This is a genomic window from Cupriavidus sp. 10L45 (genome assembly GCF_056395225.1).
In genome coordinates this window covers 82,071-105,152 of record NZ_JBFTJC010000008.1, presented here as the reverse complement: position 1 = coordinate 105,152, position 23,082 = coordinate 82,071, and the positions used below count along the sequence as shown (strand labels likewise).

General features: G+C 61.3%; 19 protein-coding genes. 8 read left to right on the top strand and 11 right to left on the bottom strand.

Annotated features, from left to right (window positions below):
- Positions 1–71: 71 nt before the first annotated feature.
- The 3 genes from AC1DFU_RS15900 to AC1DFU_RS15890 form a co-directional block, all read right to left on the bottom strand.
- Complete coding sequence (locus AC1DFU_RS15900) at positions 72–1,145, bottom strand: LacI family DNA-binding transcriptional regulator (RefSeq protein ID WP_092301307.1); 1,074 nt, start codon at positions 1,143–1,145, stop codon at positions 72–74.
- A 90-nt stretch (positions 1,146–1,235) separates the two neighbouring features.
- Complete coding sequence (locus AC1DFU_RS15895; RefSeq protein WP_441590921.1) at positions 1,236–2,012, bottom strand: SDR family NAD(P)-dependent oxidoreductase; 777 nt, start codon at positions 2,010–2,012, stop codon at positions 1,236–1,238.
- On the bottom strand, positions 2,009–2,548 hold the full coding sequence (locus AC1DFU_RS15890) for a VOC family protein (protein WP_092301301.1): 540 nt from the start codon (positions 2,546–2,548) through the stop codon (positions 2,009–2,011). The genes AC1DFU_RS15895 and AC1DFU_RS15890 overlap by 4 nt, the downstream gene beginning before the upstream one ends.
- A 195-nt stretch (positions 2,549–2,743) precedes the next feature.
- Between AC1DFU_RS15890 and AC1DFU_RS15885 the strand changes: the two genes are divergently transcribed.
- The 4 genes from AC1DFU_RS15885 to AC1DFU_RS15870 all read left to right on the top strand — a co-directional run bounded on the left by AC1DFU_RS15885 (position 2,744) and on the right by AC1DFU_RS15870 (position 5,635).
- Positions 2,744–3,706 carry a Bug family tripartite tricarboxylate transporter substrate binding protein gene (locus AC1DFU_RS15885; RefSeq protein ID WP_441590924.1) on the top strand — a complete coding sequence of 321 codons (963 nt, stop codon included), beginning with the start codon at positions 2,744–2,746 and terminating at the stop codon, positions 3,704–3,706.
- 68 nt (positions 3,707–3,774) lie between these two features.
- A complete protein-coding gene (locus tag AC1DFU_RS15880; protein WP_092301295.1) occupies positions 3,775–4,209 on the top strand; it encodes an ester cyclase in 435 nt (144 codons plus the stop codon).
- A gap of 11 nt (positions 4,210–4,220) precedes the next feature.
- On the top strand, positions 4,221–5,036 hold the full coding sequence (locus AC1DFU_RS15875; protein WP_441590926.1) for an SDR family NAD(P)-dependent oxidoreductase: 816 nt from the start codon (positions 4,221–4,223) through the stop codon (positions 5,034–5,036).
- Between the two features lie 92 nt (positions 5,037–5,128).
- Entirely contained in the window at positions 5,129–5,635 is a 507-nt protein-coding gene (locus AC1DFU_RS15870) for a 2,4'-dihydroxyacetophenone dioxygenase family protein (RefSeq protein WP_441590928.1), read from the top strand.
- 385 nt (positions 5,636–6,020) lie between these two features.
- On the opposite strand, the gene AC1DFU_RS15865 is transcribed toward AC1DFU_RS15870, so the two are convergent.
- Entirely contained in the window at positions 6,021–7,463 is a 1,443-nt protein-coding gene (locus AC1DFU_RS15865; protein ID WP_441590930.1) for a hypothetical protein, read from the bottom strand.
- 209 nt (positions 7,464–7,672) lie between these two features.
- Positions 7,673–10,312 carry a hypothetical protein gene (locus AC1DFU_RS15860; protein ID WP_441590932.1) on the bottom strand — a complete coding sequence of 880 codons (2,640 nt, stop codon included), beginning with the start codon at positions 10,310–10,312 and terminating at the stop codon, positions 7,673–7,675.
- A gap of 307 nt (positions 10,313–10,619) precedes the next feature.
- On the opposite strand from AC1DFU_RS15860, the gene AC1DFU_RS15855 reads away from it, so the two are divergent.
- The gene (locus AC1DFU_RS15855; protein WP_441590934.1) at positions 10,620–10,742 is read left to right on the top strand and encodes a hypothetical protein; all 123 of its coding nucleotides are present in this window, start codon (positions 10,620–10,622) and stop codon (positions 10,740–10,742) included.
- Between the two features lie 40 nt (positions 10,743–10,782).
- Here AC1DFU_RS15855 and AC1DFU_RS15850 read toward each other — a convergent pair whose 3' ends face one another.
- Positions 10,783–11,175, bottom strand: a complete 393-nt coding sequence (locus AC1DFU_RS15850; protein ID WP_092301275.1) for a carboxymuconolactone decarboxylase family protein — start codon at positions 11,173–11,175, stop codon at positions 10,783–10,785.
- A gap of 150 nt (positions 11,176–11,325) precedes the next feature.
- Between AC1DFU_RS15850 and AC1DFU_RS15845 the strand changes: the two genes are divergently transcribed.
- Entirely contained in the window at positions 11,326–12,216 is an 891-nt protein-coding gene (locus AC1DFU_RS15845) for a LysR family transcriptional regulator (RefSeq protein ID WP_441590935.1), read from the top strand.
- Between the two features lie 16 nt (positions 12,217–12,232).
- Positions 12,233–12,574, top strand: coding sequence for a DHCW motif cupin fold protein (locus AC1DFU_RS15840; RefSeq protein ID WP_441590937.1), 342 nt, complete (start codon positions 12,233–12,235; stop codon positions 12,572–12,574).
- A 68-nt stretch (positions 12,575–12,642) separates the two neighbouring features.
- On the opposite strand, the gene AC1DFU_RS15835 is transcribed toward AC1DFU_RS15840, so the two are convergent.
- The 4 genes from AC1DFU_RS15835 to AC1DFU_RS15820 all read right to left on the bottom strand — a co-directional run bounded on the left by AC1DFU_RS15835 (position 12,643) and on the right by AC1DFU_RS15820 (position 21,475).
- Positions 12,643–14,046, bottom strand: coding sequence for an amidase family protein (locus AC1DFU_RS15835; protein WP_441590939.1), 1,404 nt, complete (start codon positions 14,044–14,046; stop codon positions 12,643–12,645).
- Positions 14,047–14,058: 12 nt separating this feature from the next.
- Positions 14,059–14,922, bottom strand: coding sequence for an alpha/beta fold hydrolase (locus AC1DFU_RS15830; RefSeq protein ID WP_441590941.1), 864 nt, complete (start codon positions 14,920–14,922; stop codon positions 14,059–14,061).
- A gap of 78 nt (positions 14,923–15,000) precedes the next feature.
- Positions 15,001–20,181 carry a trifunctional serine/threonine-protein kinase/ATP-binding protein/sensor histidine kinase gene (locus AC1DFU_RS15825; protein ID WP_441590943.1) on the bottom strand — a complete coding sequence of 1,727 codons (5,181 nt, stop codon included), beginning with the start codon at positions 20,179–20,181 and terminating at the stop codon, positions 15,001–15,003.
- Positions 20,182–20,308: 127 nt separating this feature from the next.
- A complete protein-coding gene (locus tag AC1DFU_RS15820) occupies positions 20,309–21,475 on the bottom strand; it encodes a mandelate racemase/muconate lactonizing enzyme family protein (protein ID WP_441590944.1) in 1,167 nt (388 codons plus the stop codon).
- Between the two features lie 111 nt (positions 21,476–21,586).
- Here AC1DFU_RS15820 and AC1DFU_RS15815 point away from each other — a divergent pair, with 111 nt between their 5' ends.
- Positions 21,587–22,480, top strand: a complete 894-nt coding sequence (locus tag AC1DFU_RS15815) for a LysR family transcriptional regulator (protein WP_441590946.1) — start codon at positions 21,587–21,589, stop codon at positions 22,478–22,480.
- Here the strand turns inward: AC1DFU_RS15815 and AC1DFU_RS15810 are convergent.
- Positions 22,446–23,054: a TetR/AcrR family transcriptional regulator gene (locus AC1DFU_RS15810; protein WP_441590948.1), complete on the bottom strand. Its 609-nt coding sequence runs from the start codon at positions 23,052–23,054 to the stop codon at positions 22,446–22,448. The two genes, AC1DFU_RS15815 and AC1DFU_RS15810, sit on opposite strands and share 35 nt — an antisense overlap.
- Positions 23,055–23,082: the final 28 nt, after the last annotated feature.

The following is a 23,082-nucleotide window of genomic DNA, read 5'->3' as shown; positions in this document are numbered from 1 at the left end:
GGCCACGCGATACGGGCCCGATGGTCGTGGGCTCCGTCGAGGCACGCTGAGTGCCCCCCGCGATAGTGCGCTCAGGCCTTGGCTGCGGGAGGCGGTGCGCAGGACTCGCGCATAACGACTTGCGTGGTCAGCCGTACTTCCTGCCCCCCCTGCTCCTTCGCCTGTGCGCGCTCCGCGGCGCCGCCAATCGCTCGCAGCAGAATTTCAGCGGCGGCCGTGCCCACGGCCTCGAGGTCCCAACTGATCGCGGTGATCGCGGGCGAATACAGTTGGGGCAGATCGCCGTCGCCGACGCAGATCAGGCTGACATCGTGCGGCACCCGATGGCCGGTTTGTCGCGTTGCCTGCAGTACACCCGACAGGATGCGCGTGCCCAGGCAAATGAATGCCGTCGGCCGGGACTTTGCGGAAAGCAGGGCCAGCGCGTCGCTGAACGACAAATCCATGGCCGAGCGGCTGGCTCGGACGAGCGTTTCATCCACCGTCAGGCCACGCTCGGCCATCGCCGCGCGATATCCATCGATACGCTCGCGTCCGGGTCGCAAGGCACCGTCGGAGGTCATCAGCGCGATGCGCGTATGACCCAGGTCAAGCAGATACCGGCAGGCTTCGTATGCGCCGCGGAAGTGGTCGACGTGAACGCCCGATCCCTGCTCGCCGAAGTCGCGGTCCATGGCAACCACGGCCAGATCACGCGAGATCTGTTCAAGATAGTCGGCACGCTCTACTTCACAGGGCCCGAGAATCAGTCCATCGACGCGTCGTCGGCGGAACAGGTCCACCATCAGCTCTTCCTGCGCCTTGCTATTGTGAGTGTTTCCAACCACCATGGCGTAGCCTTCGCGCTGCAGGCGCATCTCCACCGCGGTAATGATGCGGGCATACAGGGGGTTGGCCAGATCGGAAACCAGCAGTCCCACCACGCCAGAAGTACCTGTGCGCATGCTCTGCGCAATCGGATCTGGTGCATACGCCAGCGCCTTCGCTGCGCGTTCGACGGCCTGGAGAGCCGCTTCGCTTACGGGACCGCTACGATTTAACGCCCGCGAGGCCGTGCCCAGCGACACGCCGGCCGCCCGCGCCACGTCACGAATCGTGACGCGGGCGGGCGTATCGGAACTAGGGGTGCGCGTTCGGCTGCTCATTTTTGATCCCGGGGCTTGCTAGCGGATGGCGGCAGTGCGGCCGGCTTCGCTCGCGATTATCGCCCAAATCCGCCCCGCCCCTTGCCACATCTAGTACATCGCACGGCCGCCACTGATGTCGAAAACCGCCCCGGTGCTGAAGCTGCAACGCGCGGAGCACAGCCAGGCCGCCATCTCGGCGACCTCCTCGACGCGGACGAAGCGTTTCATCGGCACGCGCTCCAGCAGTCGCGCCTGCAGTTGCGCACGCTGGCTATCGTCGTAGACGCCGAAGATATCGGTGTCAGCCGCGCTGGGCGTGATGCAGTTGACCAGCACACCGGTTTCGGCCAATTCCTTGCCCAGGCTTTTGGTCATCGATATCAGCGCTGCCTTCGATGCAGCGTAGGCGCCGGCGAAGGGGTTGCCCTCCTTCCCGGCAATCGACGCCACATTAACCACGCGGCCATAACCGTGACTCACCATGAGGGGAATCACAGCCTGCGCGCACAGCAACCCGCCAAAGACGTTCACGTCGAAGACGCGCTTCCATTCATCGAGAGAGGCCTCGATCGTCGGGCCGCTGCGCCCCAGAATCGCGGCATTGTTGACCAGCACCGTGGGCGCTCCCAGCGCTTCCGTGGACTGTGCCAGCGCGCGGTCGACCTGAGCGCGATCCGTAATGTCAACCGCGACAGACATCGCGTTTGCGCCACTTGCACGCAGCGATTGCACAGCCTCGTTGAGTTGCCCGGCATCGCGATCCCACAATGCTACGGAAAAACCCTCTGCGGCCAGACGGGCACCAATCGCCAATCCAATGCCACGCGCAGCGCCCGTCACCACCCCGACGCGTCGCCCTGCTTCCCTGCTTTCGTTGGCGGTCATTGCGGCGCTCCGATCCGGCGGATGGGATCAGCGCCGTCCCAGCCTTTGGCAGCGGCGGCAATCGACGCGAAATACTCGCCCTTGCCGCCCGCCATTTCCGAAATCTCCACGATGTTGCCCGGCAAGTCCGCGTGGACGTAATAGGCAAATCGGCCGCGCATGCCCATGCGGCCGCCGTGCCCCTCTACGTAGCCGCGCCCACGTAAGGCTTCCGCGTACTCGTCGAACCGGTCGTCTGTCCAGTAGGCGATATGCTGCATGCCCTCTCCTGCCCGCTTCAGGGAATCCAGATACAGCGACGGCGCTTCGTTGCGTTGCTGGATCAGCTCGATCTGGACGCCCCCTGAATTGGCAAGGGCGATAGACAGGTCTGGCAGTGCCGATGTCTTCCCGTAGTAACGGAACTCGGTGGTACCAACGGCTTCCTTGTAGAACCAGGGGCCGACGCCCAACACGTCGCTCCAGTGCCGCATGGCCTTCTCAATGTCGCGCACGACATAGCCAATCTGGCAAACGCCACCAAACAGCAAACTCATTGCCTCCCTCCCCAAAATTGGAAACGTTTCCAGTTCCAACTCTAGTCTGCGTTGCATTCAGATGCGACATAGAGTTTACCATGATTGCCGTGCCCCACATGGTCTACCAAACTTTCATGGAAACGTTTCCACATCGATTGGAACGCACTGAAGACGTCTGCATCGCAGAACGGACGGATACCCACGGAGACAGCCATGAACAGATTTCTCGCCAGCGCCCTGCTCGCCCTTGCCACCGCCGCCGCCCAGGCCGGCGATGTCGCCACTTATCCCGATCGCCCTATCCGCATGCTGTTGCCCTTCTCCGCCGGCGGCGGCGGCGACATTCTCGGCCGCCTGCTCGCCGAACGCTTCGCGGCGCAACTCAAGCAGCCGGTAGTGGTGGAGAACAAGCCGGGTGCGGCTGGCACGATCGGTACCCACGCCGTCGCCACCGCAGCACCGGACGGCTACACGATCATGATCGGCGGCATGTCGACCCACCAGCTTGCGCCGGCCACGTACACGAAGCTGCCCTACGACCCGGTGCGCGACTTCCAGAGTCTGGGGGCGATAGGGAATTCGTCAATCGTGATGATTGCTGCCAATCAGTATCCAGCGAACAACCTCAAGGAACTGATTGCGCTGTCGCGCAAGGACAAGACGCCGATTCAGTATGCAAGCTGGGGGGCGGGATCCACGGGCCACTTCTGTGGCGAGCTCCTGAGCCAGAAGACCGGCATACCGATGCAGCACGTGCCATACAAGGGCACGTCGCAGATTGTGACCGACATCCTCGGCAACCACATCTTTGTGGGCTTCGTCGATATGGTGACTGCCACCCCTTTCGTCAAGGAAGGCAAGGTCAAGGCGCTCGCTGTATGCACGCGACGTTCGCCTAGCTTGCCAAACGTCGCCAGCTACCAGGAACAGGGGGTGGACTTCGACCGCGAACTGACCTGGGTCATGTACGTGCCAGCAAAGACGCCAAAACCCATCGTGGAGAAATTGTCTCGCGTCCTGGAAACCACGCTCAAGGAGCCTGACGTCGTCAACAAGCTGCTCTCGCTGGGTATCACTGCAAAGTATGTGCCCGGACCGGAGCAACAGGCTGTCAATGCCCGCGATATTCCCATGTGGAAGGCAATCGCGACGCAAGCGAACATCAAGCTGGATTGAGCGACCGGCCTCACACACAGCACCCGATCACCATTCGAATTCTCATCATCTACCACAGGAGATTTTTAATGTCAGCTACGCTCGACGCCGCACGCATCAAGACCGTGCGGGACCACATGGCTCTGGAATGTGTCCATGACTGGGATGCCGTCATCGATACGTTTGCCCACCCCCGCTACGAAATGCATGGCAGCGGCGTTGTCTTTGACGGCGAAACCGAGGTGCGCGGCTACTTTGATTCGTCGCGGATTCCCTTCCCCGACCTCAAGAACGAAATTATCGCCATTGCTGCCGTCGACCAAACGGTGCTCGTAGAGTTCTGGTTGCAGGGCACGCATCTCGGTCCGCTCCAGGCCAACGGCAAGACCTTCGCACCGACGGGCCGCACCTTCCGGGTTCGAATGGCCGCCACGTTCGAGTTTGCGCCGGGCTCGGACAAGATCATCTGCGAGCGCCCATACTCGGCGCCCGACGCCAAGCTGCGCGCGCTCGGCCTACGCTAAGGGACGCCGGCATGGGAGATTCAGCACTTGCAATCGCCAGTGGGCATGGCCGGCTGGCCGGTAAGGTCGCCATCGTCGTGGGCGCTGGCTCCAGTGGCGCGGACGTCAGCAATGGCTCTGCCGCGGCCATTGTCTATGCGCGGGAAGGCGCGCGCGTCCTCTGCGTAGACCGCGACACCAAAGCCGCGCAACGCGTTGTTGAGCAAATCCGCGAAGCCGGCGGCGATGCACTGCCGTTCGAGGCCGACGTATGCAGTAAGGCCCAGCTTGCAGCCATGGCCAGCTATTGCGCATCCGAGTTCGGACGCATCGATGTACTACATAACAATGTCGGTATCGAGATCGTGGCGGAGCTCGAGGATATCCGCGAAGAAGACTGGGATCGCGTCTTCGACATCAATCTCAAAGGCGTCATGCTGGCATGCCAGCAGGTAGTCCCTCGCATGGTGCAACAGGGCGGTGGTTCGATCGTAAACATTTCGTCGATCGCCAGCCGAAAATGGAGCCCGATGCCGTTTCTGGCTTACAACACGTCAAAGGCGGCGCTCAACCATATGACGCGTGTGCTCGCGCGCCGCTACGCTTCTGATCGTGTTCGGGCTAACGTCGTGGTCCCCGGATTGATCGACACACCACACGCCGCGCACCTGACCAAGGGTGACGCTGCGGCGGGACAAGCCGCACGCGACGCGCGAAATCTGCGTTGCCCGATGGGCCACCAAGGCACTCCATGGGACATCGCCTATGCGTCGCTGTTCTTGGCAAGCGATGAATCTCGCTACATCACCGGCACCGAGATTGCAGTCGATGGCGGACTTTATCTCTGAGCCACGCGGACTTCCGGACACTTTCAACATACCGGCGACGAGACACATCTATATCCGCGCGATTCGACTCGTCGCCTCAGGAGATTTGCATCATGGCATTGCCCAAGGTCTTTACCCATCAGGATCGACTGCTGTCCCTCAACATTCACGATGCAGTGGCGTTCCCAGGCTCGGAATCCGGCTCCACCATCGTCCCGCTCTTCCTCGATCGTGAGAGCGGTGTCTGGGTCCTGTACGGAAAATTCGAGCCAGGCACGACACTGCCGCCCCACTTCCACACCGGGACCGTCCACTTCTTCACGACGAAGGGCGAATGGAACTATGTCGAGTACCCAGAGGACCCGCAAACAGCCGGTAGTTACCTGTATGAACCGGGCGGCTCCATTCACACGTTCTCGGTACCGGCCGATGCCAAAGAGCCCGCTGAGGGCTTTATGGTCGTCTATGGCGCCAACGTAATCTTCAAGGACGGCGAATACCAGTCCGTGCGTGACGCCGGTGCGATCGAGGACGGCATTCTTAATGCCGCCAAGGCCATGGGGCTGCCAACCCCACGGTATATCCGGCCAACCGGCGGAGCCACGTTCTCGCACGACTGAATTTTCACGCCCGTATGCTGTGTAGGAGTGTCTCAAGGGGCACGCCTCAAAAAAACTAACTTGATGGAGACAGAGCCCAGCAGCAATTCTGGTCCGATGCGCATTTCGTGGATGGCGATCTATCCCACGGCACCTGGATCGAGGACGCGCGAGCCTTGACACGCGTTCCGCATGTAGTAACGACCGTTTCTGGTACGAGGTCAGCCACCTGAATTCAGTGGCTTTTACGCTGTTTGCTGTGCCCGCTACGTCAGTGGGCATCCCGAGCGGAAATCGATGCAGCGCAGCATGCGCCGAGCATAGGATGTCTTTCACTGGTTGCCATGCTACTCACGGCTTACCCCGTTCGGAGCACGCACACTCTGCTGCGATCGGCGCCGCCTCTCTACTTCGTCAACGCGTCGCGCCGTTTGCGCCAGTAACGGTCGAACAGGGTCGAGAGGTCCCCTTCCACCGCGCCGATCGAACACGCCTCACCCTGCGGCCGATGTGTGCCGAAGATGTCCCGCCCATTGATCGGAGCCGCCATGCATAGCGCATTGTCGCCACCGTTGCCGGCCGGACTCAGTGGACGCAGCGGTGCATAAAACGGCCCCAGTATCGGGAAAACACTGGGAATCGTGCTGCCGCAGGCATTGCCGGGAAACTGGAGGTTATGGCCAAGGTCGCGGAATGTGCGCTGCGCATCCGCGCCCCCGCAGGCGCCATTCCAGTTACCCAGCACGATGGTGTTGGCGAACTCGATGGCCGATGTATCACCACAAAGCTGGGCGTGCTGTACGGGACGGCTGCCATTACCGGCGATGGTGACGTTCAGGAATCGCACGTTGCCGCCATGGAACGCGCCAGCGCCCTGCTTTGCCGAGTTGTCGACAAGGATCGTGTTCGCAATCTGCCCCATGGCCGGCATGCACAGCGTCTGAATAGCGGCGCCGGTATTGGCGGTGTTCTGGCGAAACAGGCTGCCTCTGCTGTCGAGCCGCGCCTGCCGCGCGTAGATGGCGCCGCCCGCCGTACCGGCCGTGTTACCGACAAAGCCATCGACGCTGATCTCCACCAGCGCAGACTCTCCCGCATAGATTGCGCCGCCGGCACGGGTGGCGACGTTGCGCTCGAATCGGCTGTTTCGCACGCGCAGGCTGCCCTGCCGTTGCAAATCCCAGACGGCCGCGATGGCGCCCCCGCTGCCGGCCGCCTGGTTGGCGCGGAACGTCACCTTGCGCATGACCGCCGTGGCACCGTGTGTCTGGCGGATAGCGCCGCCATCGCCGCCGGCGCGATTGCGCTCGAACTGGCTGTCTTCCACGGTCAGCGCGCAGCGCGACAGGATGGCGCCGCCGTCCTGTGTATCGGCGTTATCGGCAAACCAGGCATTCCGGATGGTGACTTCGCAGTTTCCCGCCGCGCTGCCGCCAAAGCTGGCGTGGCCATTGCGCAGGAATTGGGTATCCGCAATGCGCACCGTGGTGCCCGGCCCCGTGGCCAGCACCTCGCCACCCTTGTTGTCGGTCAGACGACTGTTTTGCGAGATATCGAGTTCTCCTTCGGACACCACCAGCACGGGACCGGTATTCTCGGCAATCCAGGCATCGCGCAAGACGAGATTGCCCGCCAGCAGCCAGATCGGACGATCCGAGTTGCGGATGGTGGTCCCTGCCAGCAACGATACCGCTCCTTCCCCCGAAATCACGCTGCCTGGGTTGCCGCCCGATGTGCCACCCCCACGGATCGTGATACGCGTGAACGAGGCGTGTACACCGGCGCGGATCCCGAACATGCGGTGTCCGTTGCCATCGAGCGTGACCTTGCCCTCGCCGTCGATCACCATGTCCCGGCCGAGCGCATGCGTGGTGGTGAAGGCGATGGTCCCGGCGCAAGCAAACGTGATACGCCCGCCGGCCTGAAGCGCCTCGCTCAGGTCCGTGCGTGCATCACCGGGCCAGACGTCCTGGCCGCAGGCCGTGACGGTGGCATCGGCATGGGCCAGGCCCGCGACGAGCATTGGCACGATACCGTGCAACCACTTCGTAATCAGGTTCATGGCGGACCCAGCAGGATGAACATCGGGTTATCCAGCCGCGTGAAATCGAGCACGATCCTGCGCCGCGTCACCGGACTGGTGATCTCGACGCGGCCGTCGCCGCCCGATGTCATGGGCGCCACGCCCAACGCGCCCGGGGTGGCGCCCGCGTGAGGCCAGTCATCGCGGTCCGGCTGTGCGGTGCCGTTGACGGACGTCACCTGTACGCAATCGAAACCGATACGCTGGCCGGTCGTGCCTCGCACCGACACGTATTCACCATTGCAGGCGGAGCCCGTGCCCATCAGCGGACCGGGCCCCGGATTCCGTTGCCGCGCGCGCGTGCTGAACGTCTCGAAGTCCATCTCCGCGCCGTCGACGATCTCGATCAGGCCGACGTTATCGAACGGGCCGAAGCGCGAGTCGTTCCCTGCGCGCGGCTCGTTGTAGATGGCCATCCAGAACGTGGGACCGGCGTTGTAACCCGGGCACGCGGGATCGTCGGACCGGACCAGGAACCAGTTCGGGCGCTGGTCATCCGGCTTCATGCACGCTCTCAGGTCGTCTGGAATCATGAGATTGACGCCGCAAGCGAAGCCGTCCCAGACGCACAGGTTCTGGTCGTAGCTGGGGGCATGGCCCCCCACCTCCGCCCGCCTGCCATCGAAACGCAGGAAACGCTCCAACGAAGAACGGCGTGTATCCGATTCCCGAACGCGTTCCTTGCGGTCGAACAGCGGTGCGACGTGCGGGGGGCCGGCCAGCATCAGCGTCGTCGGCACCGCCGCGCCCAGGCCGTCTTGCGTGTCCTTGAGGATGGTGCCGTCAAGTCCATCGGTGGTCGTGTTCATCGGCATGCCCGTGGTCACGCCGCCGGCCGTGATCGTGAAACTGGCCCCGCTGGAAACGATCTCCCAGCCATCGTGGTGAATGCGCTGATGCACGAGCGGCGCATGGCCGCGTTCCATCGCCAACGAGAAGATGGCTTCGTCGGGCCGCCAGTATGACGTGGCCGCATAGATCGCCTGCGACGCGTACGCGCTGGTGGCCGCATAGGAATTGCCGCCGCCTGCCGGCAGGTTCAGCGATGGGCCGAAGTACAGCAGTCCCAGGGCGTGCAGGTAGTCGGCGCCCTCGCTGAGGTCGAACAATCCGTTGAACGGCCATTTTTTGGGATCGTGAGGCAGGCCATCGACGTGAAACAGGTACTCGCGCTTGCGGCGATATGGCACGATGCGCCGCCCTTCGTTGCTCGATATCGCATACTTCGCCACCGCATACTCAAGCGCAAGCCGCGCGCCAGTTCTGACATCGGGGTCCTTGGCAAAATCGGCAAGGTTCATGATCGCGGCCAGGCTGTATCGCTGATAGGGCCGGCTGTTGTATTCGAGGAAGTCGGCCTTCACCACGCGTTGGGAATGTTCCAGCAGCCATTCGCGCAGATTCTTCTGGTCGCTCGCATAGCCGGTGCCCCCATTCGACATGATGTACTGGTTGTTGAGGTACTTCGTAGTGTTGATCAGGAAGAGGTGATTCTCGGTTTCCGGAATCGTGAGCACCAGCGCGAGGGCAGCTGCCGTGGCGACCCCCGCGGCCACCACGCTTACCAGCACCAGCAGGAGCACGCCGCCAAGACCGGCAGTGAAGATGGTCACCGCCACCGCCGCAGCGATCAGGAAGATGATCAGCAGAATCCAGGCGAGGTCTTCCAGCGTGTTCGCCAGGTCTTCCATGAACCCGTCGAAGCCGTCGCGGTCGTCCGATCGCTCCTGCGGGCTGCCGACACTGCGCTCCTCGTTGCCGCATTCCCACAGGTGATAGCGCTCCTGCGCGGGGCCGCCATCGATATCGATCAATTGATCGTTGAGCCTGGTCCTCGCTTCCTGTGACAGGATGGGCCGCGCGCGGTCCAGCTCGGCTACGCGGATCAGGTCCTTCAACGTGGCGTCCCAGTCGCCGTGCGTCTTGCCCACGCGGCCCGCGCACAGCATCCCGTCCGTCCCCACCTGCTGGGTGCCCCGCGACATATTGAGCAGCGCCGTGTTGGCCTGCGCAATCAGACAGGCCGTGGCAATGCGGAAGGTCAGGTGTACGCGTCCGAAGTCTGTCGGAATGCTCGGGTCCGGTGGATCCTGCAGGACAGCCGATACGTTGTAGAAACCGGGCGTTGCGCATACGGGCGGCGCGAATCCCACCAGCTTCTGCTGCAGTGGCGCCACATCGGGCAGGCTGCCTTCTGGCGGGCTCACCAGCGCTTTCCAGATGGGATCGTCGAGGAACTTGTCTGCGGCAGCGATGCGGGTCGCTTCGTCAGTGGACCTGCACTCGTCCTCGAACAGCCGGCAGATCGCGGTACGGTCGAACGTCACCGTTGCCGTACACCAGCCCGGTTCGAACTCCGCCAATGGCAAACGACGCCTGCCGAGCTGGCTCCACACGACCTTGCCGAGGACTTCGGCGGCCATGTCCTCGCTGCTGTCGTGCGCGCGGAAGCGATTGACGAAGTCGAGTTCCATCCCGCACGCCATCACCGAGATCACCCGGGTGCCGCGCACCGGCAACGTGTCGATGGCCTGCGTGACAAAGACCGGTGCCTCGGCCATCGGCACCTGATACTGCACCGTGTCGGGTGCCGCCTGCGTCAGGCCGGGTGCCACGGCCCACAACAAGCCGAGCGTCAGCCGTACAAGCCTTGAGCATCTTCTTTTTATCATTGGCGCCTCATCGTTCGGCACGCGGGGACGCGCGCGGCAAACGCCTGAGGGCCGCAGGCAATGAGAGCAGCTTAGAAGGTGGCGGCGAAAGCGCAAATTCGCGCGATTTCAGCCTGATCTGCGTGGAATTTTCGTCTAACGTCAGATTCTGATGTCATGCCGCGCGCGTTTCACGGGTCCCGGTTTGCAAGTTTCCCCTCAAGACGGACAAGGCCGATCCCCCCACAAATGACTGCTAAAGGCGAGGCCGATGCCCGAGGTATTGGGTAGTGATTCAGCTGCCACCCTGCGCGCACTCGCCGACCATGTCGCTTCCGATGCTTTCCTCGATGCGTATGTCGATGACCAGAATGCGACCGTCAAGCGTGCCTAGGCACGGTCGGTGTGCGGAACTCCGAGTCGGCGCCGCGACCTCAATCCAGTGGTAGCGGAATCCCAGTCTCCGCGAAGACCTCACGTACGACGGACAAACCGTTCAGTGCCGCCGGAAATCCCGCATATACCGCCATCTGCATCACAACCTCCACCACCTCTCGCGGTTTGCAGCCGACGTGCAATGCAGCCTGTACATGCACGCGAAGCTGCGGTAATGCACTGCCGAGTGCGCAAAGCGCTGCGACAGTTGCCAGTTCCCGCTCGCGCAAGCCGAGGCCGTTTCGGGCGTAGATGTCGCCGAACGGAAACTCAACCACGTAGCGCGCGAAGTCCGGAAACGATTGCGCCAGCGTTTCGACCACGTTCTGACCGGCAACCCCATCCACTGCAGCCAGCATCTGCAAGCCACGCTCGTAACGTTCTGGGTTCATAGGTCACCCCGTTGACAATTGCGCCGGGAAACAGCGGCCAGGGCAGCATGGTGAGTCAGGTTCATTGATCTTCTCCAGAAGAGTTGGTGCGGCAAATGTAGGGCACGCACCCGGGATGCGGAATGACCAAGTTTGTGATACCTTTTTGATATGTCTGATCGCCTCGATTCCCGATCCCTTTTGCTTTTCCTTGCCGTGGCGGACGCACTGAGCTTCCGGCAGGCGGCCGAGACGCTGCATCTTTCCCAGCCGCCACTGAGCCGGGCAATTCGAGAACTCGAAGAACGGTTGGGAACGCGGTTGTTTGACCGCAATACGCGGGGCGTGACGCTTACCGTCGCTGGGGAGAAGCTGCTCCCTTATGCGCGCAGCATTGCCAAATTGCTTCGCGAGGCTGAGGCAGCGCTCACGATTAAGGGTCTGCCGGCCAACCTCCGGCTTGGAATGACTAGCGCCGTGGAACCAGCCTGGTTCCACGGGCTGGCACAACGGGTGCAAGCCCGTCATCCCGGAACCGTTGTCTCGACCTTCTCCGATACATCGCCCCGGCTCGTACGCCAGCTTCGCGCTGGCAAACTGGACGCAGCGTTCATCGCGCTGCCTACGGAAACGCACGAACTGGAGGTCCGGGAACTCGACCAACTTCCGATGGTCGTCGCGATACCGTCACGCCATCTTTTAGCCAAGCGCAGAAGAATTGGTCTCGCGGACCTGGCACGTGAGAAAGTCTTCTGGTTCGAGCGTGCGCGACAGCCCGCGTTCTTCGATCACTGCCAGACAGTTTTCTCCCGCCATGGTTTCGCCCCATCCAAATTGAGGGAGCCATCGGACCATCACGTTCTACTTGCTGATGTGGCGAATGGAAAGGGCATAGCCCTGCTGCCGAAATCGTTCACCGCATTACGACGCGCTGGCGTCGTCTACAGGTCATTGGTCGAGGGCGAGGAACTATCGGTTTGCATCGGCCTCGCTTCGCCCGCTGATCGGCAAGGCGTACGTGAAACTCTGGTAGAGGCGGCAATTGTGAACCGACACTCCTAGTACAAGGAACAACAGCATGAAGATGGATGCATTTGCATTTGGGACGACCAACTGGGCGGAAGTCGAAAAGACAGAGCACCAGGGGGAAACCGGCATGGCCTATTGGCGCACGCGATGCTTCGGTGAAAAGCCGAATCAGATTCGGGTGCGGATGGTGGAATACACCCCTGGCTACCTCGCGGACCATTGGTGCCAAAAGGGGCATGTCCTCTTCTGCATGGAAGGTGAGTTGGAAACAACGCTCGAAGATGGACGGAAATTTGTTTTGACGGCGGGCATGAGCTATCAGGTGGGCGACAACGCGGAGCCACATCAGTCTTATACCAAGACAGGCGCCAAGCTCTTCATTGTGGATTGAGCCACAGCAGGTTGACGGCGTCATTCGCATTTTCCGCGAATGTGGCTACCACGCGGGGCTCTCCTCCATCACTTGGTAAAGGGATCGATCGGCGAAGGCGGCGTGCCGCGCGCCTCGATCGCCTTGCCTGCCAGCAGGCACAGGTCCTCCCGAAAATGGCTGGCCACGATCTGTACGCCGACGGGGACCGAGTCGACCAGATTCGTGGAGACGACGAGCCCCGGCAGCCCCATCGCCGGGAGTGCCCGCATGGTCAGCTGCGCTTCCCAGACGCGCTGAAAGCCCGCCGCGCCCTGCATGTCGAGCCCGTCCGGGAACGGCAGCTCTCCCGATACAGGAAGCAGCAGCACCGGGTATTGGGCAAGGAAGGCGCGCCAATGACGCACCAGCGTGGTCCGGCGCACCAGCGAGCTGTTGACGACGTCACCGGGCATCGCACTGACCTTGGCACGCACGCCCTCGACCACGGCCCGCGCCCCGGGATCGCCATCCCGGGTAACAGCGTCGACGAGCGCCGGGAATCCATCGCCGAGCCACAGTCGCTCCTGAACTTCGGCCGCATCACGGATCAGCGGCGTGTCGTCGATCTCTTCGACCGTCCACCCCGCGTCCACCAGCCGCCGCGCCGCATCGCGCAGCGCAGCTTCCACTTCCGGGGCGATCTCCATGCCACCCGGGCGCAAACAGAGCGCCGCCCGCAACGCCGTCTCGGGACCCTGTAGCGGCACGGGCACCCACCACGGATCACGCACATCGGGCGCGGACATGGCCATCAGCGCAACTTCAAGATCCGCCACCGTACGCGCCATGGGCCCCGTCGCGGACATCATTTGGGCGCCGATCGGACGCTCGGGCGACGAGGCGTTGAACGCCGGCACCCTGCCGAACGACGGCCGCAATCCGTGGATGCCGCATGCGTACGCCGGGTAGCGGATAGAGCCGCCGATGTCGGTACCGAGCGCGATACAGCCGATCCCCGCGGTTACCGCCGCCGCCCCTCCCCCGCTCGATCCTCCAGGCGTAAGCGCAGGATTGCGCGGATTGCTTGTATGACCGTGGACCCGATTGTCGGTGAACCAGCGCAGCGCGAACGTGGGCGAGTTGCTGCGGCCAAGCAGGACGGCGCCCGCCCGCGCGAGGTTCTCGACGGCCGGACTGTTGTGCTGCGCAACCAGCCCCTCTTGCAGGCGTGTGCCGTTCGTCGTCGCAAATCCCGCGTGGTCGGTATTGATCTTCGTGGTGACGGGTACACCCGCCAACGGCCCCGGGTCCTCCCCGCGCGCCAACGCCGCGTCAACGGCATCCGCCTGCGCCAGGACCGACTCCGGGCGATGTGCGACCACCGCGTTGATCAACGGATTGACGGCATCCAGGCGTTCGAGCGCGGACGTTGCTGCCTCGCGGGCAGACACCTCACGATGCCGAATACGCGAGGCCAGTTCAGTTGCCGATAGGCGCCAAAGTTCAGTCATGATCCCTCCGTATTAGCTCGCGAAATAATTCGCCATTGCGTCGATGAACGCCGTCGGTGTCTCGGAAAATGGAAAATGGCCCGCGTCATCGAACTCCACCAGCACCGCGCCTGGAATGCCCCGGGCGAGGGCACGGCTGGCGCGCGGCGGGCACACCCAGTCGAACTTGCCGACCAGTACGAAGGTTCGGGCGGAGATGCTGCCCAGGAGAGGCCGCAAGTCGTAGGACGGCGCAATCACCGTCATGAAATGCCGCATGATGTCGACCGAAGCGATGCTGAGCGCCGTGAGCGCAGGCGGCACGTCCATGTGGGACGGCGCCGCATAATAGGGACCGACCTCGCGGAAGAAGGCCTCGACGCTTTCGGCGGTAATGTCACCGGAAAACACCCGCGCCGCTACCGCCATCGTTTCGGGCCCGGCGCGCGAGGCCAGCGTCGGCGCCGGCTCTCCGTTATCGTCCATAATCGGCTGCACGGTTGGCGAGCTGCTGCACAGCACCAGCCCCCGTACCAGCGCAGGATGGCGCAACGCCAAATGCATGGCGACAAAGCCGCCGGCCGAATGGCCAAACACATGAACCTGCCCCACGCCGAGATACGCGCACAGCGCCGCGACATCATCGGCCATCTGCTCAAGCGTGCAGGTATCCAGCGGTGGGCGTCCCGAGCGCCCCTGCCCTCGCAAGTCGACGTAAAGCAGTTGCACCTGATCGCGCAGCGCGGACAGCCCGGGCTTCAGGTAGCCATGGTCGAATCCAAGTCCCCCATGGATGACCACCAGCACCGGCTTTTCCACCAGTGTGCCCTGCTCCGGGCGAAATCCTTCGCCATCCACGTCAAAGAAGAGTTCGGTGCCGTTAAGCGTGGCCTGCATGCGTCCTCACAGTCGTTGCTGAATCAACGCACACAGCTTGACGGTTATCGACGCATCACCTTGTCGGGATAGACCGGATTATTTGAAATTGCACCAGATTGGGACGGAGAAGCGGAAGCTGGCGCCTGCTGCGCCGGCACTACAAACTTCAATCTTCCCGTCGTGAGCCTCCACAATCGACTTGCAAATGGAGAGGCCCATGCCCATCCCATATCCTTTTGTGGTGGCCAGAGAGTCGAAGATGTGCGCTGCGATCTCATCCGAGATGCCCCGGCCGGTATCGCTGACTGACACCCAGACCATATGGTGTTCATCAATATGGGTCTGGACTGCAATGCACTTCTCTCGCTCTTCCATGTCACTCATTGCCTCGAGTGCGTTGGTCAAGAGATTCATCACTACTTGCTGCAGCAATATGCGATCACCAGAGACAATCAAGGCATCCGTTGCGAAGGTGCTCGATAGCATTACCTTCTCAGCATCAATGCGCTCCCGCAAGACATTGAAGACCTCGAGTATTGCCTCGTGGATATCCATGCTCGATTTATTCGGACGAGACTCCTTGACCATCGCTCGAATGCTTCCGATGATATTCGTCGCACGCTCGCTGCTTGCGGAGATCATCTCGAGCGCCGCCACGGCCTCCGAAAGGTCCGGAATCTCTCGATTCAGCCATCGAATTGCGGCGCGGGCACACGTGCTCACCGTGGAGATGGGCTGACTGACTTCGTGCACGATGAATGCCGCGAGTTCACCCAATTCTGTCAACCGCGCAGCCCGTGCCAATTTTTCCTGTGTCTCTCGGGCGTAACGGTCGGCTTCCGCGCGCCGAATATGCTCGGCTTCAACGTTCTCATACAACTTCGCGTTTTCCAGGGAAAATGCCACCTGAGATGCGAGAACCTCAAGGGTCCTCACACGCGTCGCATTGAAGACGCCTGCGATCAACGCATTCTCCAGATACAGCAATCCTGTGAGTGAACCCTGCTTGAGGAGTGGGACACACATAATCGACCGCGATCTGTGTGCCCGAACATAGCTGTCGAGTCCGTATTGCGGGTCATCGCGCGCATCCTCAAGCACGACAGACTCCTTGCTGCGCAGCGTCAGGTAGGCGATGGGCGTCGCAATCAACTCCGGCGAGAGGACCGTCCGTACGAGATTCATTTCCAACTGTCCCTGTGCCAATTTTGCACGTGCCGCCACATACAACACGCCGTCTTCGAGCAAGCACAGCACCGCACGCTCCGCGCCGGCATATTGCAGGGCATTCTGGAGGATGATCTTCATGACCTGTTGTAACGAGAACTCCCCCGACAAGGCCCGGACCGACCTCAGTACAACTTCCGTTTCGAAACGATCCTCGCTCCATAACAGTGAGTTCCCGAGTTCGCGAAACTCCGTGCTCCTTCCTGCTCTAAGCGCGGGAAACTCCACATCGAGGTGCCGAACCTTTGCATCCGCCCCCCAGCAAGCGTATGCACTCCTCGCCTGCTCCAGGTATCCCTGTTGCGCGGAGCGGAGCCCACAACGCGCTGCGAAACGAGATGCCAGCTCTCTGGCGACGCTCTGAATGTGCATATCGCGCGACTGATCCGCCAAGGCTATCGCCTCTTCATAGAGCGCGAGACTATTCGCCTTGTCCTCCATCAGCTCAGAAAGCTCCGCGGCGAGCAATTTCTCGCGCGAGAGAAAATTCTCGGGACAGGCCTCCGCCCAACACTGCATCTGCCGAACCCGATCTCGCACAAGACGCGTGTGAGCTTCGCGATCGGCAGGTGCGGCTGTCCTCGCCATGGCGATGCGCAATAGTCCGCTATAGAAAACAAAATCAGCATTCTCCAGAAAGGCGGGAGACGCCCATGCGGATGCGCTGGCGCGCGCTTCAGCCTCCATTGCCTTGGGCAGGTCTCCCCACAGGACCGCGACCTGCAGGCGGTACGTCCAAAATGCAAAAGCGGCAATGTCCCGATGGAACTTTCCACTGATACAGTCGCTCAGCAAATCGAGATACTCGACATTTGGATCGTGCATCCCGATATCGACGGGAACCCCCCTGAGCTCGCGGATCAACCACGCCTGTGCCATGAACGCGTCAACGACTAGCGCAAACGCAGCATCCCGCGCGAGTTTCAAACCGTCCTCGGCGATTTGTTGAGCCTCCGACAACGCACCACCACTGAACAGTAAATTCGTGACAATGTGCCGTCGGGAATAGACGGCGAACGTCATGTCACCCTGGCGGTCGGTGAGTGCCGTCGCCTCCTCCAGATGCCGCCTCGCCTCCGTGGCGGAGCCCGTCCAAGGAAGGCTGAGCGCACCGAAGCACATCTGAACACGACCGGCGTATAGATTCAGCCCTCGCTCCGCCGGGAGCCGCATCGCGAGTTCGCCGAAAACAGCGGTCGTCGCATAGTCCTCAAATCTGGCTCCAGCAATGAAGCTTAGACAGACGTAGGCATAACATGACGCATCGCAGTGTCCATATTCAAGACTGAGGTTGATCATTCGAAGAATGATCAATTCGGCGAGGTCCTGACTGGAAAACATCACCGCCGGTATGAGATCCGTCATCACGTCCATCGCATTTCGAACGCGTTCGTCGACCATAAGCTTCAGGTTGACGAGATCTTGAACACTACGGCTTCCGTAATGCTCTAGAAGTCGCCGATAGTCGGCCTCGACGCCTTCCAATCGATTGTCCTTCGAGAAGACGATGCCGGCCTCCTCTTCGAGATACCGGAATCCAACTTCCAGACCTTTATCGGGCTGGTCCAACGTCACATACATTGCGAGGCGTAGTCGAATAAGCTCTGCCCGGTGCCTGGAATCCAGTAGATCTTTCGATATCGCCGCGATTCGCTCTGATGCTTCAATAGTTCGCATACACACGAACTCGCACTCTCCAAGCCTCAATTCGATAACCGCGAGCAAGTCACCGTCGAGGTCGGCCCGATCTTTCAACAAATCCCGGGCATTGGCGAGGTACGCAATCGCCGCCTCATAGGCCGTCGCTTCCCTGGCCTTATTGGCAGCGTCAAGAATGATCAACGCGAACTGACGCCGTCGATGATCGGAAACCGGCAGCCTCGCCCTGGTCAAATGGTTCGCGACAACAAAAACACTGACCTTCAATCCATTCTTGACAACGTTTTCCCAAAGGTTGCTGCCAACCTCCAGATGTTTCTCCTGCCGTTCGAGATCGCCGAATGTTTCGTATACAGCGTCGCGAACCCGATCGTGCGTGAAGGAGTAGAGACCGTCGCTCAACACAATGAACTGCTTTTCAAGGGCTTCTCGCAGCGAAAGCTCGACCAGATTTTGTGGGCGGCACATCGCCGTAGACAGGATTTCAAGCGATGACGGCTCTGCGAGAATCGCTAGGTATTGCGTTGCCATCAGCGCGTCCTGGGCCAGACTCCCAACCCTTGTTGACAACAACTCGACCACGCTTGAGAGGTCTGATCTTGCTTCAAGTGCCGGCAGGGATGCCACCCATTCGCCGTTGCCCTCGTCGTAGACCATGACCTCATCGTCGATGAGTGATCTGACCAGCTGTATCGTGTGAAGCGGATTACCGCCGCCGCCGCGGTAAATGGCGCCCTCGAGTACGGTGAGATTCCCGACATCATCTTCGTCCAGGACTGCACGCAGGAGCCCGCCCACTTCCCGTCCAGAGAGAGGTCCGAGTGTCATCCGCTCAACCATATCGGTCAGAACAAAGGGGCGCACGTGAGCCCCCTCGCTCTCAACTTTCCCGTCGCGCATTGCGCCGACCAACAAGACATGACCACAGAGCGGGTTCTGCAGCACATATTCAACAACCTCGAGCGTTGCTTCGTCGACCCACTGCAAGTCATCCAGAAACAATAAGAGCGGGCGCTCTTTCGAGGCGAACGCACGCAATAGCTTTGCGATGGCATCGAGGAAACGATGCCTTTCTGCGTGCGCCGACACAGCGGGATGGTGCGTGTGTTCTCCCAGGAGTCGGCTGAAATCCGGGAAAATGGTCGTGATGATCGATGATTCGTCGGCAAAGGCCTCGCGGAGCCTTCGCTGCAGTTGCGCATACTGCAGCGGAGGATATCCAAGCGCCGCTCTCAAGAGTGCGTGAAGGGCCCGGGACAAGCTGGCATAGGGTGTGACACCATCCCCAAGCTCGCATTTGCCTTGCGCAAACTCACAGGTTTTGCCGCCGACCTCCAACCTGAGACGATTGACTAAAGCGGTCTTGCCAATGCCCGCCGGGCCTTCCACTAACCATAATCTCCGCTTCTGGTCATCCGGCGTGCTTTGAATGGCATCGCGAAGACGCTCAAGCTCCGCCAGGCGACCCACCAGCCTTCCGGATCGGAACAGACTTGCACCCGATCGACGCCTTTGTCCCAAGGTTGCTGTTCGCGGATGATTCACTGTGGTCAGGGCAACCAGATCGTCAACAACATCGGAAGCCCGTTGATACCGCTCGCTTGGCTCCTTGGCCAGCAGTCGACATACAAGCTCAACGAGGCGCGCGTTGAAACTTCGTTTCAGATCAAGGAGCACATCTTCGTCAGGACGACGAGCGATATGCGCATGGATGAGCTCCGATGGCGAAACGCCAGGGAAAAGCACGCGGCCGGTCAGCATGTGGAAGAAAATGCAGCCCAGTGAATATAGATCTGAGCGTTCGTCGAAGACTCGATTGACCCGCCCAGTCGCTTCCGGGGCCATATAGTGCAGCGCCTCGCGGTCCATTTCCCGTTCCGTTCCGCCAGCGAATGCGGACAGCGTCGGCATCAAGGCTAGCGCACGAAAACCCGTCAACCTTGCACGTAGCTCGCCTGGATGCACCATGATGTTCGAAGGCGTCAATCCCCCGTGGACCAGGCCTGCGTCATGGACGGATGCCAGCGACGACGCCACGAGCAGTGCGTGGCGAATGAAAATCTCCGGCGGCGTGGCGCCTGAGATCAGGTCTTTCAGCATCTCGCCACCAGAATCGTGCAGCAGCAGAGCCGGGTTTTGATTATGTACGGTGAACCTTAAAGGGCGCAGTGCAAAGCCGCCATCGAACTTGTCTCTGATGCTGTATTCGTAGCGCAGCTGCTCGAGGGAGGTTTCGGACACCGGGGCCACGGGTATCGCAGCGATTACCGACGAATTCACAAACTGTGCGCGGTAGAGTTCGATCGGACCATCGCGAAGCAATGTCAGCCTCGCGCCAGCCAGGCCTTCCGTCTCATTAATGAAATCTTTCAGAATCCTCTCCCGAGCCAATTGAACCCCTGAAGGGGCTGGGGCGCACCAACGCTTGTGGAGCGATGATACCCCCCAATCTCACCCGGTCACGGGCCGATTACTGATCCGCTCGGTTGCCTCCGTTTCGTTTATTTAACCGTGCGGCTTACGCCGACAGTTGCCGCATCACGCTGTACAGGTCCGACTTACCCTCGAAGCCGATACCCGGCAAGTCAGGCATCGTGAGGTAGCCTTTCTCTACCTTGACGCCGTCCGGAAAGCCGCCAAACGGTTGGAAGAGGTCCGGATAGCTTTCATTGCCGCCGAGGCCCAGGCCAGCGGCGATATTCAGCGACATCTGGTGTCCCCCGTGCGGAATGCAGCGGCTGGCCGACCAGCCGTGTTGCTTGAGCATGTCGAGCGTGCGCAGATACTCGACCAGGCCATAGCTCAGTGCACAGTCGAATTGCAACCAATCACGATCTGGACGCATGCCGCCATAGCGGATCAGATTGCGGGCGTCCTGCATCGAGAACAGGTCCTCACCGGTGGCCATGGGCTTGTCGTAGTAATTGCGCAGCGTGGCCTGGAGTTCGAAGTCCAGCGGATCGCCCGGCTCCTCGTACCAGAACAGGTCGTATTGCGACAGCGCCTTCGCATATTGAATAGCGGTGTCGAGGTCGAAGCGGCCATTCGCGTCCACCGCGAGTTTCTGGCCGTCCTGCAGCACGCTCAGGATCGAATCGATGCGGCGCAGATCTTCGTCCAATGACGCACCGCCGATTTTCTTCTTCACCACGGTATAGCCACGGTCGATATAGCTGCGCATCTCGTCCTTGAGCTTGCCGTGATCCTGGCCGGGATAGTAATAACCGCCGGCGGCATAGACGAACACCTTGCGGTCAGGCTGGCCGTTGCCATAGCGGTCCGCCAATAACTGGAACAGCGGTTTTCCTTCGATTTTCGCCACGGCATCCCAAATGGCCATGTCGATGGTGCCGATGGCCACGGAGCGCTCGCCATGCCCGCCGGGCTTTTCGTTCTTGAACATCGTGTCCCAGACCTTGTGCGGATCCAGGTTGTTGCCGGTGGCGTCCACCAGCGAATCGGGATCGGCTTCCATCAGGCGCGGGATAAACCGCTCGCGCATCAGCGTGCCCTGGCCGTAGCGGCCGTTCGAGTTGAAGCCGTAGCCCACCACCGGTTTGCCGTCACGGATCACGTCCGTAATGACCGCCACCAGGCTGAGGGTCATTTTGCTGAAATCGATATAGGCGTTGCGGATGGGCGAGCTGATGGGGAGCGTCTTCTCCCGGATTTCAACGATTCTCACGATGTGTCTCCTGATGCACAGATAGCACACGCATACGCGTGGGGAATCCGTAGCGTAGGCGGAGAACCATGCTCTAGAATTGAATCCAATTCAAAACATTATTAAATCCAAGTGAAAACTGACGTTGCCTCGGAGCTTGAGTTCTTTGTCCTGGTGGCCAAGCTGGGCAGCCTCTCGGGCGCGGCGCGGGAGCTGGATCTCACGCCTCCCGCGGCGACCAAGCGGCTTGCCATAATGGAGAGTCGCCTGGGCGTACGGCTGGTGAACCGCACGACCCGCAGCATCAGCTTGACGAACGAAGGCGAGACCTATCTCGCCTATGCCACACGCATCCTGGCGGACCTCAGGGAAATGGAGAACGTCGTATCGAGCAGCGGCGCCGAGCCACGCGGGCTATTGAAAGTGAATGCCTCACTGGGCTTCGGTCGAACCACCATCGCACCGCTGGTCTCGGAATTCGCACGGCGCTATGCGCACGTCGAAGTCCAGCTGGAAGTGACTGACCGCCCGGTGGATCTCGTCGAAAGCGGTTTCGACCTGGCGATCCGTTTTGGGACCCTGCCGGACACCCGCCTGGCCGCGCGGCGCATTATGTCGAACCGACGATTCCTTTGCGCGTCGCCGGGCTACCTGGAGCGGCATGGCACCCCAAAATCGCCGGCGGACCTTGCCCACCACCGCTGCATTGTCCATCGACAAAATGACGACGCCTACGGCGTATGGCGTCTGGAACATGACGGTCGTCAGGAGACCGTCAAGGTGGATGGCGCGCTATCGAGTAATGACGGAGATATTGTCCTGGGGTGGGCGCTGGACGGTCACGGCATCCTGATTCGCTCGGAATGGGATCTGGCCAAGTATCTCGAGAGCGGACGCCTCCGCGTCGTCCTGCCCGATGACAAGATCCCCTCCGCTGACCTGTTCGTGTATTACTCCCAGCGCCGGAATCAAACCGCCCGAGCCAGGGCCTTTATCGATTTCCTGGTCGAACAGTTTCAGGCGTAATCCCGGCCAGCAAGCAGAAAATCCCCTCCAGTTGGACGGCAAGGTCCTCCGGATCCGCTTCAGTCAGCCCCGCCATCTCAACCACCTGGCGCATGAGTTGAACGCCCGCAATCACGGCCAGCAGCATCGCGGCGCGTTGGCCAGCCTGGGGCCCGGGTAGCCGCGCGGCCAGCGGCTGTGCGAAAACCTGCTCGAACTTGCCGCGCAGAATCGCCGAAGCCTTCGGACTATTTGCCGAACGCAGCATGATCAGGAAACCGTCCATCGGCGTGGCCTCGGGCATGGTCCGCGTCACCAAGCCGCGCGCCAGCGCCCTGCAAAACGCCTGCATGGCGGGCCGATCGTCCATGACCTCCGCCGTCACGATGCCGGGCGCGGCCAGCACCGTATCCACCACCTCCTCGAACAGTTGGTCTTTCGATCCGAAGTAACGATTGACCAGCATGGCCGTCACGCCGGCAGCCTCGGCGATCTCCCGAACCCCCACGTCATAGCCCGATGCCGTAAACGACTGTCGCGCGGCATCCAGGATGACCTGTCGCGTTGCAGCGCCCTTCTTGCCCAGTGCCTTCATAATTTCTACACTCGTAGACTTTCACGAA